Origin of the sequence: Cupriavidus sp. YR651 (assembly GCF_900101625.1) — a bacterium.
Lineage (GTDB): Bacteria > Pseudomonadota > Gammaproteobacteria > Burkholderiales > Burkholderiaceae > Cupriavidus.
The window spans coordinates 1-15,662 of sequence record NZ_FMYZ01000005.1; the positions used below are offsets into that span (position 1 = coordinate 1).

General features: G+C 65.5%; 15 protein-coding genes. 14 read left to right on the top strand and 1 reads right to left on the bottom strand.

The window, feature by feature from the left end; genetic code table 11:
* Window position 1 precedes the first annotated feature (1 nt).
* Window positions 2-859: a ferritin family protein gene (locus BLR29_RS15075; protein ID WP_092137837.1), complete on the top strand. Its 858-nt coding sequence runs from the start codon at window positions 2-4 to the stop codon at window positions 857-859.
* A gap of 94 nt (window positions 860-953) precedes the next feature.
* Here BLR29_RS15075 and BLR29_RS15080 read toward each other — a convergent pair whose 3' ends face one another.
* On the bottom strand, window positions 954-1,580 hold the full coding sequence (locus BLR29_RS15080) for a TetR/AcrR family transcriptional regulator (RefSeq protein ID WP_092137838.1): 627 nt from the start codon (window positions 1,578-1,580) through the stop codon (window positions 954-956).
* 74 nt (window positions 1,581-1,654) lie between these two features.
* Between BLR29_RS15080 and BLR29_RS15085 the strand changes: the two genes are divergently transcribed.
* The 13 genes from BLR29_RS15085 (at window position 1,655) to BLR29_RS15150 (ending at window position 15,649) form a co-directional block, all read left to right on the top strand.
* A complete protein-coding gene (locus tag BLR29_RS15085) occupies window positions 1,655-3,172 on the top strand; it encodes a flavin-containing monooxygenase (protein WP_092137839.1) in 1,518 nt (505 codons plus the stop codon).
* Window positions 3,169-4,137 (top strand): alpha/beta fold hydrolase, encoded by a 969-nt coding sequence (locus tag BLR29_RS15090; protein WP_092137840.1) that lies wholly within the window; start codon window positions 3,169-3,171, stop codon window positions 4,135-4,137. Before BLR29_RS15085 ends, BLR29_RS15090 begins: the two co-directional genes overlap by 4 nt.
* A gap of 32 nt (window positions 4,138-4,169) precedes the next feature.
* Window positions 4,170-4,895 carry a Coq4 family protein gene (locus BLR29_RS15095; protein WP_092137841.1) on the top strand — a complete coding sequence of 242 codons (726 nt, stop codon included), beginning with the start codon at window positions 4,170-4,172 and terminating at the stop codon, window positions 4,893-4,895.
* Between the two features lie 500 nt (window positions 4,896-5,395).
* Window positions 5,396-6,160, top strand: a complete 765-nt coding sequence (locus BLR29_RS15105) for an SDR family NAD(P)-dependent oxidoreductase (RefSeq protein WP_255371264.1) — start codon at window positions 5,396-5,398, stop codon at window positions 6,158-6,160.
* 37 nt (window positions 6,161-6,197) lie between these two features.
* Entirely contained in the window at window positions 6,198-7,187 is a 990-nt protein-coding gene (locus BLR29_RS15110; RefSeq protein WP_092137844.1) for a Bug family tripartite tricarboxylate transporter substrate binding protein, read from the top strand.
* Between the two features lie 25 nt (window positions 7,188-7,212).
* Window positions 7,213-7,704 carry a DUF6841 family protein gene (locus BLR29_RS15115; RefSeq protein WP_092137845.1) on the top strand — a complete coding sequence of 164 codons (492 nt, stop codon included), beginning with the start codon at window positions 7,213-7,215 and terminating at the stop codon, window positions 7,702-7,704.
* 25 nt (window positions 7,705-7,729) lie between these two features.
* Window positions 7,730-8,539: an enoyl-CoA hydratase/isomerase family protein gene (locus tag BLR29_RS15120; protein ID WP_092137846.1), complete on the top strand. Its 810-nt coding sequence runs from the start codon at window positions 7,730-7,732 to the stop codon at window positions 8,537-8,539.
* A gap of 13 nt (window positions 8,540-8,552) precedes the next feature.
* Complete coding sequence (locus tag BLR29_RS15125; RefSeq protein ID WP_092137847.1) at window positions 8,553-9,467, top strand: alpha/beta hydrolase; 915 nt, start codon at window positions 8,553-8,555, stop codon at window positions 9,465-9,467.
* A complete protein-coding gene (locus BLR29_RS15130) occupies window positions 9,464-10,246 on the top strand; it encodes an alpha/beta fold hydrolase (RefSeq protein ID WP_092137848.1) in 783 nt (260 codons plus the stop codon). Before BLR29_RS15125 ends, BLR29_RS15130 begins: the two co-directional genes overlap by 4 nt.
* 29 nt (window positions 10,247-10,275) lie before the next feature.
* Entirely contained in the window at window positions 10,276-11,967 is a 1,692-nt protein-coding gene (locus tag BLR29_RS15135; RefSeq protein WP_092137849.1) for a fatty acid--CoA ligase, read from the top strand.
* Window positions 11,964-12,809, top strand: coding sequence for an IclR family transcriptional regulator (locus BLR29_RS15140; protein ID WP_092137850.1), 846 nt, complete (start codon window positions 11,964-11,966; stop codon window positions 12,807-12,809). Before BLR29_RS15135 ends, BLR29_RS15140 begins: the two co-directional genes overlap by 4 nt.
* 292 nt (window positions 12,810-13,101) lie before the next feature.
* Window positions 13,102-14,403 carry an MFS transporter gene (locus BLR29_RS15145; RefSeq protein ID WP_255371265.1) on the top strand — a complete coding sequence of 434 codons (1,302 nt, stop codon included), beginning with the start codon at window positions 13,102-13,104 and terminating at the stop codon, window positions 14,401-14,403.
* An 85-nt stretch (window positions 14,404-14,488) separates the two neighbouring features.
* Complete coding sequence (locus BLR29_RS15150) at window positions 14,489-15,649, top strand: porin (RefSeq protein ID WP_092137852.1); 1,161 nt, start codon at window positions 14,489-14,491, stop codon at window positions 15,647-15,649.
* Window positions 15,650-15,662 lie beyond the last annotated feature (13 nt).

Below are 15,662 nucleotides of genomic sequence, written 5' to 3' on the forward strand. Positions count from 1 at the left end.
CATGCTCTACCCCGAACTGTTCAAATCGTTGGAATCGGTCCGCTGGCACATGGACAAGGACATCCCATGGGATTCCTTCGACGCCAGTCTGCTGACCGATGACCAGGCGAAAACCATCCGCATGAATGCCATCACCGAATGGTCCGCCCTGCCGGCCACGGAGATGTTCCTGCGCGACAACCGCCACGATTCCGACTTTTCGGCGTTCATGAGCATCTGGTTCTTCGAGGAACAGAAGCACTCGCTGGTGCTGATGGAGTACCTGCGCCGCTTCCGCCCCGACCTGGTGCCGACCGAGGAGGAGCTGCACGCCGTGCGCTTCGAGTTCGACCCGGCCCCGCCGCTGGAAACGCTGATGCTGCATTTCTGCGGCGAGATCCGCCTGAACCACTGGTATCGCCGCGCCGCCGAATGGCACTCGGAACCGGTGATCAAGCACATCTACCGCACGCTGTCCCAGGACGAAGCCCGCCACGGCGGCGCGTACCTGCGCTACATGAAGAAGTACCTGGCCCAGTTTGGCGACTCGGCACGCGCGGCGTTTGCCAAAATCGGCGTGCTGATGGCATCGGCCCGCCGCACGGAAAAGCCGCTGCACCCGACCAACCTGCACGTGAACAAGGCGTTGTTCCCCCGCGACACGGTGCAGTCGCGCCTGCCGGACCCGGACTGGCTCGAGCACTGGCTCGACGAGCAGATCCGCTTTGACGAAGGCTGGGAAAAGAAGGTGATCGAACGGATCCTGCACAACATGTCGCTGCTGTTCGAGCGCACGTTTGATACGGTCCAGGACCTGAACCGCTACCGGAGGGAACTCCGGAGTGAATCGGGGACGGTCGACGTGGCGACCACCGCATAGTCACGGCTGTCGCACTCGCAAAAGCGTGAATGCCGCCGCAGCGCTGGCGGGCGGCCGATCGGCGGATCGCTGATCGGATATAGGCGGTGCGGCTTCAGTCCGCGCCGCGCTTCAGCACCAGCGCCAGCTGTAGCGCCGTGGCGGCCACCGTGTCGACATCGGGCGAGTAACCATGGCGGATCCAGTGCAGCGCCACGTGGATGATCCCGCCTGCCACGCCGGCCAGCAGCATCGGATCGGGCTCGGCTTCGCCCGGCAACAGCGCGCGCGACAGTAGTCCGCCAAATTCGCGTAGCGACAAGCCCAGCGCGGCATCCACCGGCCGGCTCACGCCACGGATTTCCACCAGGAACACCCGCGCCGAGCGCGGTTCACATTGCAGCGTGCCGAAGTACGTGCGCAGCATCGCCAGTGCCCGGTGCTGGCCATCTCCACCGGCCGCCTCCCCCGCTTTCTCGATCTTCTGCAGCAACAGCTGCGTGACCGTTTCAAACGATGCCAGCAGCAAGGCCTCGCTGTTGGCAAACGATTCGTAGAAATAGCGCTCGGTCAGGCCAGCGGCCTCGCACACGGCCTTGACGGTCGCGTTCTGGTAGCCACGTTCGCCATAGACCTGCACGGCGGCAGCAATCAGCTGGGCGCGACGCTGGGCGCGGCGCTCGTCGGCTTCGGCGCCGCGGTAGCGGCGTGCGGGGGCTAGCTCGGCAGTCATGGAAGCCATTATGACATTCCCTATTGTCAGATTGCGTCTGACAACCTATGTTGTCAAATACATCCCCGATTCGGATTTCCGTCATGACAGCCCCCTCTTCCAGTGACGCAGTCCTTGATGTCCTGATCGTCGGCGCCGGCCTGTCCGGCATCGGCGCCGCCCGGCAGCTGCAGCAGCGCTGCGCCGGCAAGCGCTATGTGATCCTCGAGGCCCGTGAATCAATGGGCGGCACCTGGGACCTGTTCCGCTATCCGGGCATCCGGTCGGACTCGGACATGTACACCCTGGGCTACCGATTCAAGCCGTGGCGTGGCGCCAAAGCCATCGCCGACGGACCGTCGATCCTGGCCTATATCCGCGAAACCGCCGAGGAAGCCGGCATTACCCGCCACATCCGCTTCGGCCACAAGGTCGTCAGCGCGGCGTGGGATAGCCGGGAAGCCTGCTGGACCGTCGAGGTCGATCGCGCGACGGACAGCACCCGGATACGGCTGCGCGCCCGGTTCCTGTACGTTTGCGCCGGCTACTACAGCTATGCCGAAGGCCACCGGCCCACCTTCCCGGGCGAGGAAAACTTCCGCGGCCAGATGGTGCATCCCCAGTTCTGGGACGACTCGCTCGACTATGCCGGCAAGCGCGTGGTGGTGATCGGCAGCGGCGCCACCGCCGTGACGCTGGTGCCAGCCATGGCGCAGACCGCCGCGCACGTGACGATGCTCCAGCGTTCGCCCACCTTTATCGTGACCCGCCCCGGCGAAGATGCCATCGCGCAGCAACTGCGACGCGTGCTGCCCGAGCACCTGGCCTATCGCGCCACGCGCTGGAAGAACGTGCTGCTGGGCATGTTCTTCTTCCAGCTGGCGCGCCGTCGGCCGGCAAAGGTCAAGCAGCGCCTGGTCAGCCTGGCCGCCGCGCAGCTCGAACCCGGTTTCGATGTCGATACGCATTTCACCCCGCGCTACAACCCGTGGGACCAGCGCGTCTGCCTGGTCCCCGATGGCGACCTGTTCCGCGAAATCCGCGATGGCCGCGCGTCGGTGGTGACCGACCAGATCGACCGATTCACGGAAGCTGGCCTCCTTCTCAAGTCAGGCAAGACGCTGCCCGCCGATATCGTCGTGGTCGCCACCGGGCTGAAGCTCAACATGCTGGGCGACATCGCGCTCAGCGTCGATGGCCAGCCGCGCCGCCCGTCGGAATCGCTCGCGTACAAGGGCATGATGCTGAGCAACGTGCCGAACCTTGTGCTGGCCTTCGGCTACACCAATGCGTCATGGACGCTGAAGGCAGACCTGACCGCCGAGTACGTCTGCCGCCTGCTCCGGTTCATGGATCGCCGCAGCTACCGCTACGCCATGCCACAGATTGACCCTGACATACAGGCGGTGCCGTTCCTCGATTTCACCTCGGGCTACGTGCAGCGTGCTGCCACGGTGCTGCCCCGGCAGGGGCATCGCAAGCCCTGGCGGGTCTACCAGAACTACCTGATGGATATGCTGACGATCCGTCACGGCCGCATCGACGACGGCGTGCTCCGGTTCGACCCCACGCAATCCGCCACGATGCCAAACAACGAGCCGATCGCAGAAGCCCAGCCATGAACGCCCTCCTGATTCTCGCGCTTGTCATCGCGGTGCCGCTACTGGCGCTGCTCGCCCTGCTCTTCCTGTTTACCTGGCGCACCACGCGCAAGATCGAGGCCGCCCTGCCACCCGCCGGCCAGTTCGTCGATGTGCCCGGCGCGCGCCTGCATATCGTCGAACGTGGCCGGGGCCCCGCCGTGCTGCTGGTGCACGGCTTGTCCGGCCAGCTTGGCAACTTCGACTACGGCATGATCGCGCCGTTGTCGCGCGACTTCCGCGTCATCGCCGTCGACCGCCCCGGCGCAGGCTATTCCACGCGCGAGCCCGGTTCGCCCGCCGACCTCCGCGCGCAGGCCGACACGCTGGCCGCGCTGATCGACACGCTGGGGCTGGAAAAACCGCTCGTGGTCGGCCATTCGCTCGGCGGTGCCATCTCCCTGGCGCTGGCCACCCACTACCCCGAACGCGTCGGCGGCCTGGCGCTGATCGCCCCGCTGACGCATCCCCCGGGCGAGGTGTCGCCGGTATTCAAGGCGATGACGGTGCAAGGCGCGCTGATGCGCAAGCTGATCGCCTGGACGCTTGTCATCCCGATGTCGATCCGCCGCCGCGAGCAAGTCATGAATATCGTCTTCGGCCCCGACGCGGTGCCGGCGGACTTCCCCACGCGCGGTGGCGGCCTGCTTGCACTGCGGCCCAGCCATTTCATCGGCGCGTCGGAAGACCTGATCGGCGTGGCGCACAGCCTGCCGCCGCTGCTGCCGCGCTATGGCGAACTGCGCGTGCCGGTCAGCATCCTGTTTGGCCGCGAAGACCGCATCCTCGACTACCGGATGAACGGTGAAGCGTTCGTCGCCAAGGTGCCGGCCGCCAGACTGACCCTGGTCACCGGCGGGCACATGCTGCCCGTGACTGCCGTCGACGCCAGCGTCGATTTCGTGCGTACCGCCGCGGCAAGCCTGGGCGACGCGGTACCCGCCTGAGCCTGATCGTGATGACTGAAAGGAACCCTGCCATGGCTGCTTCAACCGGTATCGATCCCTACAGGCGCGACCTGCTCACGGCATTCCGCGCCGTGCGCAAGCTGCTGGCGGACGGCAACGACACCGAGCAGGTGTTCCGCATCATGCGGGCGATGAACGGCCCTGCCATGCCGAAGAACTACCGCCGGCTGCTGAGCACACCCGACGGCAGGCGGCTGGCCTATCAGCGCATCGAACTGGCCGAGCGCCTTACCGATCCGGCCTACATCGCCAGCTTCGCACCGGGTACGGTCGGCGCCGCCTATCGCGCGTTCCTCGAAAAGACCGGCTACAGCGCCGACGGCCTGGCCCAGGTATCCAACCTGAACCAGGAGCCGCTGATCGAGGACGCCTATATGTGGTTTGGCCGCCGGACGCGCGACATCCATGACATCTGGCATGTGCTGACCGGCTATCGCGCCGACGAAAGCCTCGGCGAGGCCGCGCTGGTTGCGTTCAGCTACGCGCAGACCGGCGGCACCGGCTGGGCCTTCATCGCCGTCGCGGCCTCGCTGAAAAGCCTGCGCGTGACCGGCAGCCTGGCCTTCGCCCGCGCGGTGCTGGAAGGCTACCGCCTGGGCCGCCGGGCAAGCTGGCTGCTCGGCGAGGACTACGAGAAGCTGCTTCGCGAGCCGATCGAGGCGGCGCGAGAGCGGCTCGGCATCGCCGAACCGGCGCGTTATCTTGCCTGCAATCCGGCGCAGGAGTGGACGGCGTAAGCCTGTGCGGCACCGCATGCCGAGCGTTCGGCAGGAGTCCAAAGAGTAGTCACGAAAGCGCGATGGCGGACCGCGCTGCCAGGTCGTTTCGCCAGATTCAATCACATCCCATTGGCGGCGTACATCGCGATATCCGCGCGACGCAGCAGCACGGCCACGTCTGCGCCGTTCTGCGGATGCCGATGCTTGCCCCCACGTCGACCAGTTGGCCTTCAATGGCCTTCGGCAACTGGAGCGCCTTCAGGAGCCGCTTCGCGATCCGTTGAGCGGGCCGTCACCCCGGCGTTCACGTCGCTTCCGCGCTGAAGCATGCCCGCGTTCACGGATTCCCCCGCAGCCCGGCCTTCACGGCGCGCTCAACTTCAGACCGCAGAGCGGAACGCGACGTTGGAGAGCGGGCCGACCCCAACCTAGACTCTCCACACCGCCGCTCACGGGCTCCGACTCCCGGAGACCCGTCAACGCCGGGCATGGAAATCAGGCCCCCTATGAACCACCCGATGTCACGCTTCGATCTGAGCGGCAAAGCCGCATTCATCTCCGGTGCCTCAAGCGGCATCGGTCTGCATACGGCACGCACACTGGCGGAAGCCGGCGCGGCGGTGGCGCTGGGCGCGCGGCGTGCCGATCGTCTTGATGCCGTTGTCGCCGAACTCCGCGCACAGGGCCACACGGCATGCGCTGTCCCGCTCGATGTCACCGATCCGGCCCGCATCGCCCCCGCCTGGCAGGAAGCCGAGAGCCAGCTCGGCCAGCCGATCGACATCCTGTTCAACAACGCCGGCGTGATCTACGTCGAGCGCTTCATCTCGCAAAGCCACGACGAGGTATCGCGCATCTTCGATACCAACCTCAAGGGCGCCTTCCTGATGGCCCAGGAGGCCGCCCGTCGCATGGCGGCGCGCGGCAGCGGCAGCATCATCAATATCGCCTCCTCGTCGGGCTTGCGTGCCGGCGGCCAGATGTCGAGCTATGGCGCCTCCAAGGCCGGGCTGATTCACCTGACGCACATCATGGCCCTGGAACTGGCCAGCAAGGGGGTGCGTGTCAACGCGCTGGCGCCGGGCAACATCCTGACCGACATGCAGGCCGAGTTCGCCGAACGCGGCATCGAGGACGGCATCCTCAAGCGCATCCCGATGCGCCGCTTTGGCGAGCCGTCCGACCTCGACGGCGCCACGTTGCTGCTGGCCTCCGAAGCTGGCCGCTACATGACAGGCGCCGTCATTCCCATCGATGGCGGACAAATCCTCAGCTGGATGTAAGCCGCCCCCCAAAAAACAAAACCCAACGGAGACCATCATGCATCTGCAATTGCGCCCCGCGTGCGCCGGCTTGCTCGGCACCGCACTGCTGGCCCTCGGTCAATTCTCGTTCGCCGCGGAGTCTTACCCTTCCCGACCCATCAAGGTCGTGGCGCCGTACGCGGCGGGCGGGGCCATCGACATCGTTGCGCGCACCCTGTCGGAACCGGTGGGCCGGGCGCTGGGCCAGCCGCTGGTGGTCGACAACCGTACCGGTGCGGCGGGCAACCTCGGCGTGGATGCCGTGGCCAAGGCACCGCCCGATGGCTACACGCTGACCGTCGCGCTGAGTTCCAACCTGATGATCAACCAGTTTCTCTATACGAAGCTGCCCTACCACCCTGAAAAAGACCTGAAGCTGGTGGCGAAAGTCGCCGAAGCCCCGCTGGTGCTGGTCGTGAACTCGCACCTTGAAGTCAGCAACATCGCCGAGCTACGCAAGTATGTGCAGTCGCACAAGGGCAAGATGTCCTACGGATCGTGGGGCGTGGGCACGATTTCCCATCTGAGTGCCAGCCGGCTGAACGACCTGCTTGGCGGCGACATGGCGCACGTTGCCTATCGCGGGGAATCGCCAATGATCAACGACCTGGTCGCCGGGAACATCCAGGTTTCCTTCGTGACGGGCGCACAGGCGCCACAGTTCATCGCGGCCGGGCGGCTGAAGGCGATCGGCGTCACTGGTCCGGCGCGGCTCACCGCGTTACCTGAAGTGCCAACGTTGAGCGAAACCGGCATCAGTGACCCGCTGCTCCGCGCCGTGGGCTGGGTTGGCGTCGCCGCGCCCGCCGGCACGCCGGCGCCCGTGGTCGACCGGTTGGCGAGCGAAATCGACAAGGCCCTCCGCAAGCCCGACGTGCAGAAGCGCATCCGCGACCTGGGCTGGGCGCCCAGCTACCAGGGGCCCGAAGACATCGCCGCGACGTATCGACGCGAGGCGCCGATCTGGAAGGAAGTGGTACGCCAGTCCGGCGCCAAGCTCGACTAGCTCCCCCTCACCAAGAGCGCGCAACATGACCTCCCCCGAAACGACCAAGACCCAGACCACGGCCACGACCGCTGATCGCACCGCAGTGCGCGAAATGAACAGCTGGTTCTTCGACACCTACCTGCCCGACTGGGTCCGGATGGGTGCCGACGCCGCCACCAGCGACGACGCCATCCTGCAGTACTGGGGCGCGCCCCTGCACGCCGCATCGGTCAACATGACCAAATGCCTGTTGACCGGCGACCAGGTCATCGGACTGCTGCGCGCGAACCAGGCGCCATTGCAGGCCCAGCAGTACACCCACACCGTGGTCCTGGACCGCGCCGTCAAGGGCTACAACAGCAACGCCGGATCGATCGACGTGATCTGGTCACGCCGCCGCGCTGACGAAAGTGAGATCGAGCGCCGCGCGGTCCACTTCGACATCCATCGCACCAGCGAAGGCTGGCGCGTGGTCACCGTGGCCAGCACGTTGACCGACCAGACCTCGCTCAGCGAAATCTGGGAAACCGTCTGAAGCTCTAAAGCACGAGGAAATCAAGATGAAGCCTTCCACCGAAACCGGACTGGTGCGGTACGCACTGCAGAACGGCGTGGCGATCGTCACGCTCAACCGGCCGCCGCAGAACCGCCTGACCCGGCCGCTCTATGCCGAGCTGGAAACCGCGGTCCGCCAGGCCGTCCGCGAGGGCGCCCGATGCATGCTGTTTCGCAGCGATCTCGATGATTTCTGCCTCGGCGGCGACTTTCGCGAGTGGCCCCATCTGGAAACCCATGCCGCCCGGCGCGAACGCTTCGGCTACTCCAACGGCATCCTGAACGCGATTGAATCGCTGCCGATTCCCACCATCACCGCAGTCAATGGCCGGGCCTACGGCGGCGGCTTCGAATTCGCGCTGCACACCGACCTGATCATCGCCGCCGAGTCCGCCAGGTTCCGCTTTACCGAGGCGACGCTGGGCGTATCGCCGCTGGCGGGTGGGGTCCAGCGCATTGCCGAACGCAGCGGACGCAGCGTGGCGGCGCGGCTGGTGATGCTGTCCGAAGAAATCACGGCGGCGGAAGCCCTGTCGCTGAACATCGTCGCCAAGGTGGTGCCCGACGAGCAGCTCGCGGACGTTGCGCTGGCCCATGCGCAAGCGCTCGCCGCCGGCCCCACGCGTGCCCACGCCGTGACCAAGTCGGTGCTGGCGGCGTGGTCCGCCGGCGGTGTGCGCAGTGCCGACGAGGCCATGATCGAGCACGTCTCGGTGCTGCTGGCTACCGACGACGTGCAGCGCGGCGTGAGCTCCGCCATCCAGGCGATCGAGGCCGGCGTGGCCCGGCCGGACATCTCATTCAACGGTCAATAAAGGCAGGCGTCCGATGCAAGCAGAAGAACACTACATTCCCGCCGAGGGCGGTATTGAACTCCATGCCTGGGTCTTCCGGCCAACCGGCGTCACCGGCCCGGCTCCCGCGATTACGATGGCGCACGGCTTCTCCGGCCTGAAGTATCGTGGCCTGCGCGAGTACGCCGAGCGATTCGCCGCAGCCGGCTTCGTCGTGATCGTCCACGATCACCGCAACTTCGGGCTCAGCGGCGGCGCGGTGCGCGGCGATATCGATCCATGGCAGCAAATTGCGGACTGGCGCCGTGTCATCAGCTATCTCGAATTGCTCGATGGCGTCGACAGAAATCGCCTCGGCATCTGGGGCACGAGCTATGCAGGCGGGCATGCCACGGTGTTGGCCGCTACCGACGCCCGCCTGCGCGTGGTCGTGGCGCAGGTGCCGATCGTCAGCGGATACGAACAAAGCCTCCGGCGCGTGCCGCCGGATGCCCGCGCGGCCCAGCAAGCGCTGTTCAATGAAGACGAGCGTGCGCAGTTGCGCGGCGAGCCACCGATGCTGCAGCGCGTGGTGAGCCTCGACCCTGCGGTACGCGCCGTCTACCGTTCCACGGACATGCTGGCATTCCACGACGCCTACGAGATTCCGGACGGCGTGGAGCCAAGCGAGTATGTCACGATACGCTCGTCGAAGCTGTCGCAGATGTATGAGCCGGGTCAGTGGATTCCGCGCATTGGACCGAAGCCGCTGCTGATGGTGGTGGCGGAAAACGACGTGGTAACCCCCACGGATCTGGCGCTGGCCGCCTATGAGCGCGCCGTGGAGCCGAAGCGCCTGCAGATCATCGGTGGCGGCCATTTCGACGCCTATCGCAAGGAATTCGAGGCCTCCAGCTCGGCGGCGCTCGACTGGTTCCGGACCCATCTGAAGCCCGGAGCACCGGCATGACCACGCCGCATGACATGCCCACGCCCGACGGCATCGTGGTGCTCGTGCATGGCTATCTCGACGGGCCGAAAGTCTGGGATCGCCTGATCGGCCGGCTGGATCTGCCGGGCTGGCATCTCCTGCCCGTCGCCTTGAAATCCGACCGACCACCGGCAGCGACCTCCGCACAACAGCTCGAGCAATACGCCAGCCACGTCATGGCGCAGATTCAGGAGGCCAGCGTCAATCCATCGGCGCGCGTTGTCGTGGTTGGGCACAGCATGGGCGGGCAGATTGCCGAACTGGTGGCGCGGCGGCTTGGCGATCGGCTGGCGGGGCTGGTGCTGATCACCTCCGCCCCGCTGGGCGGCTATGCGCTGCCGCCGCCGGTCATGGAGCGCTTCATCTCGCGGGCCGGCCTGACCGACCGCAGCGTCATCGCCGATGGCAAGCGAGGCCTGGCGGTGGCGCTCGATCAGGAAGGACTGGAGATCCTGGTCGATGGCACGCTTGCCACCCGCCGCGACGAGTCAATTGCACAGCTGCATGCGTGGACTGGGGGGCATCCCGACGGCGAGTCTCCATCGCCAATCAAGCCCCCCACCCTCTGCATTGCCACTGACGACAAGTTCTTCACAGAGGATCTGATCAAGGCAACGGCGCGACGGTTTGCACAAGGCGCCGTCGCGAAAGTATCTGGCGCCGGCCACTGGCCACAACTGGAACAACCGGAAGCCTTGGCGCGGGTCCTGACGAACTTCGTCCATGCGCAGCGCCAGACCACCGCGCGGCAACCCTGAACTTCCGAACGCCACACAGGAGACTTGGAATGCAAGCCAGCGACACCCACGCGTCGCCACCGGGGGCGCAGTACCCACTGCTGATCAAGCAACTGTTGCTCACGCCGTTGGCGCAGACGCCTGACCAGACCATTGTCTATCGCGACATCTGCCGATACACCTACCGCGGGCTGCGCGAGCGGATTGGCCGGCTGGCGTCCGGGCTGCAATCGCTGGGCGTTGGCCACGGCGATACGGTCGCCATCCTGGACTGGGACAGCCATCGGTACCTGGAAGGCTTTTTTGCGGTGCCGATGATGGGTGCCGTGCTGATGACCGCCAACATTCGGCTAAGCCCGCAGCAGATCCAGTACACGCTGGAGCAATCGAAGCCCAAAGTCCTTCTGGTACACCGCGATTTCCTTGAGCTCGTCTCCTCCCTGCGCGGTGTGGTCGACGCGGCGGCCATGGTGATCCTCGATGACGGCGATGACGGCACCGCCGCCGATGGCTACGAGGCCCTGCTCGCCGGCAGCCGGCCGGATTTCGTCTTCCCCGATTTCGACGAGAACACCCGCGCCACCCAGTTCTACACAAGTGGCACCACGGGCCTGCCCAAGGGCGTCTTCTTCAGCCATCGGCAGTTGGTGCTCCACACGCTTGCCGTGTGCGTCGCCTTCGGCACGAGCAGCCATGGCCGGTTTCACCGGGAAGACGTCTATATGCCGATCACCCCGATGTTCCACGTCCACGCCTGGGGCATGCCCTATGTGGCGACCATGCTGGGCGTCAAGCAGGTCTATCCCGGGCGCTATACGCCGGAGATGTTGCTGACGCTGCGCACCCGCGAAGGCGTGACGTTCTCCCATTGCGTGCCGACCCTCCTGCAGATGATCCTGGATCGTGCGGAGTCCGACCAGACCGACCAGACCGACCAGAGCGACCTGTCCGGCTGGAAGATCATTGTCGGTGGCGCGCCGTTCTCCACGCACCTCGCCCGCAGGGCCATGAAACATGGCATCGATGCGTTTGCGGGCTATGGCATGTCGGAGACCGCTCCGTTCGTGACCGCCTCGCACCAGGTCCAGGCCATCGCCGATATCAACGAGAGCGACGATGCCGGCGATGCCGGGGATTTCGACGCGGCGCTTGCCGCCCGCACCCGCGCAGGACGGGCCTTGCCGCTGGTCGACATGCAAATCGTGGATGAATCGATGCACGCACTGCCGCCGGGAAACCAGGCTCAGGGAGAGGTTGTCCTGCGCGCGCCGTGGCTCACGCCGGGATACCTGGCGAATGACCAGGCCACGCAGGACCTCTGGCGTGGCGGGTATCTTCACACTGGCGATATCGGCGTCATCAGCGCAGATGGATACCTGCGCATTACCGACCGCCTCAAGGACGTCATCAAGAGCGGCGGGGAATGGCTGTCATCTGGCACGCTGGAGGACCTGATCTGCCAGCACCCGTATGTCAGGGAGGCCGCGGTCATCGCCGTGCCGGACGCGCGGTGGGGCGAACGGCCGATGGCGATCGTGGTCACGGAAATCGCAACCCCGAGCTGGTTTGATGCCAGCGCCCTCCGCAAGCATCTGGGCGATTACGTCACGTCGGGTCGGATTCCGCGATATGCGATTCCGGAGGCGATACACTTTGTGGACGCACTGCCGCGTACCAGCGTCGGCAAGTATGACAAGCGCGCCATGCGCGAACGCTATCAGCCTTCGGGAGGGTCAACTTGAAGAGATCGGGACAGGAGCAGCCTTCCACCGACACCATTGCGGACGCCGATGCCGTGACGTCCATCATCGGGGAAGGTGCCGATCGCAACTTCGTCGAGGCCCTCGCGCGGGGGCTGCGCATCCTGCAAGCCTTCCACTCCAGCGAGGAGCGCCTGAGCAACCTTGAAATCGCTCACCGTTGCGGCCTGCCGAAGTCCACCGTGACCCGGCTGACCTATACCCTGACCACGCTCGGCTTTCTGCACCACATCCCCGACCTCGGCCGCTATCGCATCGGCCTGGCCACGCTTACGCTGTCCCACGTGGCGCATTCGCGGCTGGATCTGCGCGAGGCCAGCGAGACGCTGCTGCAGGAACTGGCCGACAGTACGCGATCCATGATCTCGCTGGGTATTCGCGAAGACCTGTCCGTCCTGTATATCGACTGCCGCCGGAGCCAGTCCACCGCCGTGACTCTCAATCTCGACATCGGCAGCCGGCTGCCGCTTGGCACGACAGCGATGGGCCGGGCGCATATCGCGATGATGAGCGCTACCGAACGCCGCAGTGTCATGGGACGGCTCCAGGCGCTGAACGAGGCCAACTGGCCGGCCATCGAGCAAGGCATCGCGAAAGCATCCGTCGAGATTGCGGAACTGGGGTGCGTGACTTCCTTTGGCGACTGGAACAAGGAAATCAACGGGATCGCCGTGCCGCTGAAACTGGGCAGCACCTTGCCGCCGATTGTCATCAATGCCGCCGCGCCGGCCCGGACGATCACGGCGGAGAAGTTCCTTTCGGTCGTGCGGCCGCGTCTGATTACCGCCGCCCAGCGCATCGAAAATCGCTACCGGCGCACGTGACGAAATCGGCGCGGGCGAAGACCTGCGAAGACCTGCGAAAACCTGCGATGCTGACCGGCCACGACAACGCCACAACAAGGGCCTGAGGTTTTCCCGAACTGTCCCAGAAAGCAAAATGCATGTCCCGGATGATCAAACCGGACGCTACTGATACTAGATACTTGCTTCAGTTGCGACCGGCCCGGCAAGTGCCGTTGGAAGGGAGCGGCAGCGCCTCGGCTCAGTAGCCGGGAGTCGTCAAAATGTTCCTTCTGAGGTATTCATGTACGGCCAACGTTCCACACTTCCCACTATGACAGCCAATCCGGACCGGCCAGTCGGTATCCATTACTACTCGTGGGTGGTTTTCGCACTCGGCTTTGGCCTGCTGCTTTCCGACTACATGTCGCGCCAGGTGCTCAATGCGGTATTTCCGCTGCTGAAGCACGAATGGACGCTGACCGATACTGAGCTGGGCGCGCTTGGCGGCATTGTTGCGCTGATGGTGGGCGTCCTGACCTTGCCGCTGTCGGTCCTGGCCGACCGCTGGGGCCGCGTCAGAAGCCTCATGCTGATGGCCGGCCTGTGGAGCCTCGCGACGCTTGGCTGCGCGGTGGCGACCAACTTCGGCGAAATGTTCATCGCCCGGCTGTTCGTGGGAATCGGTGAAGCCGCCTATGGCAGCGTGGGCATTGCGATGGTGCTGTCGGTGTTTCCCCGCCGACTGCGATCCAGCCTGAGCGCGGCGTTCATCGCCGGCGGCCCGTTCGGGTCGGTGCTGGGGATGGCACTCGGCGGCACCCTCTCCGCCCACCTCGGGTGGCGCTGGGCGTTTGCCGCCATGGCCATCTTCGGACTGGTGCTGGTGGCCGTGTTTCGATTCGTGGTGACGGAGCCGCGCCTGAAGGCGCAGCGCGAACGGATCGGCGAGGAACAAGGCGACGCGTCGGCACCCAAGCGCCTGGCTTTGCGGCCCATGGTATCCGCCCTGTTTTCGGCCCCTTCGATTCTTTGTGCCTATGTCGGCAGCGCCATGCAGCTGCTCGTCACGGGTGCCCTGCTGGCGTGGATGCCGAGCTACCTGTCGCGCTACTACGGCATGGCAACGGACCGCGCAGGCCTGACAGCCGCCGGCTTCGTGCTGGCCGCCGGCGCAGGCATGATTGCCTGCGGCGCGCTGACCGACTGGGTGGCCCGCAAGGCCCCGACCCGCAAGTGGCTGATGGCCATTGCCTACAGCATCACCAGTTGCACGCTGCTCGTGGCTGCCTTCCACACGCCGGCAGGCGCCGCGCAAATGGCCCTGATCTTCGCCGGCATGTTGCTGGTTGGCGGTACGGCCGGACCGGCGAGCGCCGTGGTGGCCAACCTCACGCATCCCAGCATTCACGCGACTGCCTTCGCCACGCTCACGCTTGCCAACAACCTGCTGGGCCTGGCGCCCGGCCCCTTCGTGACCGGCCTGATTGCCGACAGGATCGGCCTGCTCGGCGCCCTGCAGATCATTCCGCTGGCTGGCCTGTGCGCCACATTGTGTTTCGCGATCGGCCGCAAGTACTACGCCGCCGACCTGCGTCGCATTGAAAGCCACCGCGCCGCACAAGCGCAGACCTGACCTCTTTCCCCTGCGCTCTCCTATGATGGGATTTACGGGATGATCCGGCGTCGCATCTCCATGAAGGAAAACAGGAGGAGACCAGGTGAAACTGAAGAGCCTTGCCATGGCATCGCTGCCCATCTGCTCGGGGGCAGCCTTTGCGCAGTCGAACGTCACGCTGTACGGCGTGGTCGACACCAACATCGAGTATGTCAATCACCTGGGCGTGGTGCCCACGGCGTTCAACCAGTTCAATCGCGGGCCCGCCCATGATGTCGTCCGGATGAGTTCGGGTGGACTATCCGGCTCGCGCTGGGGTCTGCGCGGCGCCGAAGACCTCGGTGGTGGCATGAAAGCCGTGTTTGTCCTGGAAAGCGGTTTCAACCTCGACAGCGGCACCTCCCAGCAAAGCGGCCGGCTATTCGGCCGCCAGGCGTTTGTGGGCCTGCAAAGCCCCTATGGCCAGATCAGTTTCGGCCGCCAGTACACCTCGATGTTCGAGGCGCTCGCCAATTACTCGCCGACCGCCTATGCCACGCAGTATGAGCCCATCATCCTGCAATCTGGCCCCAACTTCCGCGAAGACAATACCGTCAAGTACACCGGCCAGTTCGGCCCGGTAAAGGCCCTTGCACACTGGTCGTTCGGCGTCGGCGTGGCCCTGCCCGCGACGGTCGGCATCGCCACGCCGATTGGCGGCAACGGCGAAGTCCCCGGCCAGTTCCGGCGCGACACCGCGTATGGCGCCGCCGTGGCGTACGAGGCGGGCCCGTTTGGCGTCACCGTTGGCTATGACCAGTGGAATCCGACCATCGGCACCAGCAGCGGCACCGTCAGGAAGGCCGTGGTCGGGGCCAGCTACACCTACGGCCCGGCCAAGGTCATGGGCGGCTATCGCTGGGGGCGGAACACGAACGCGGCGGACGTGCTGTTCCAGCGGGACGATTTCTACTGGATTGGCGCGACCTATCAGGCCACCGCTGCCGTGGGCCTCACGCTCGAATACAACTACGACAACCTGAAGAATTTGTTCGGCAACACGCAGGTCGCCAACCCGTGGCAGGTCGCCTTCGTCGCGAACTATGCATTTTCGAAGCGTACGGATGTCTATGTCAGCACCGCGTTCGCCAAGAACGCCGGCCTGATGCTCGAATCACTCGCAACGGTCTACGCCAACAGCCTTTCGCTGGGCAACAACTATGCGCTCGGCAACGGGCAAAGCACGATGATCGGCGCGGCCGTCGGCCTGCGTCACAAGTTCTGAGCGGATGGGATAT

Coding starts and splice junctions, on each gene's coding strand:
- BLR29_RS15075 (WP_092137837.1), top strand. CDS start 2: ATGCTCTACCCCGAACTGTTCAAATCGTTGGAATCGGTCCGCTGGCAC.
- BLR29_RS15080 (WP_092137838.1), bottom strand. CDS start 1,580: ATGGCTTCCATGACTGCCGAGCTAGCCCCCGCACGCCGCTACCGCGGC.
- BLR29_RS15085 (WP_092137839.1), top strand. CDS start 1,655: ATGACAGCCCCCTCTTCCAGTGACGCAGTCCTTGATGTCCTGATCGTC.
- BLR29_RS15090 (WP_092137840.1), top strand. CDS start 3,169: ATGAACGCCCTCCTGATTCTCGCGCTTGTCATCGCGGTGCCGCTACTG.
- BLR29_RS15095 (WP_092137841.1), top strand. CDS start 4,170: ATGGCTGCTTCAACCGGTATCGATCCCTACAGGCGCGACCTGCTCACG.
- BLR29_RS15105 (WP_255371264.1), top strand. CDS start 5,396: ATGTCACGCTTCGATCTGAGCGGCAAAGCCGCATTCATCTCCGGTGCC.
- BLR29_RS15110 (WP_092137844.1), top strand. CDS start 6,198: ATGCATCTGCAATTGCGCCCCGCGTGCGCCGGCTTGCTCGGCACCGCA.
- BLR29_RS15115 (WP_092137845.1), top strand. CDS start 7,213: ATGACCTCCCCCGAAACGACCAAGACCCAGACCACGGCCACGACCGCT.
- BLR29_RS15120 (WP_092137846.1), top strand. CDS start 7,730: ATGAAGCCTTCCACCGAAACCGGACTGGTGCGGTACGCACTGCAGAAC.
- BLR29_RS15125 (WP_092137847.1), top strand. CDS start 8,553: ATGCAAGCAGAAGAACACTACATTCCCGCCGAGGGCGGTATTGAACTC.
- BLR29_RS15130 (WP_092137848.1), top strand. CDS start 9,464: ATGACCACGCCGCATGACATGCCCACGCCCGACGGCATCGTGGTGCTC.
- BLR29_RS15135 (WP_092137849.1), top strand. CDS start 10,276: ATGCAAGCCAGCGACACCCACGCGTCGCCACCGGGGGCGCAGTACCCA.
- BLR29_RS15145 (WP_255371265.1), top strand. CDS start 13,102: ATGACAGCCAATCCGGACCGGCCAGTCGGTATCCATTACTACTCGTGG.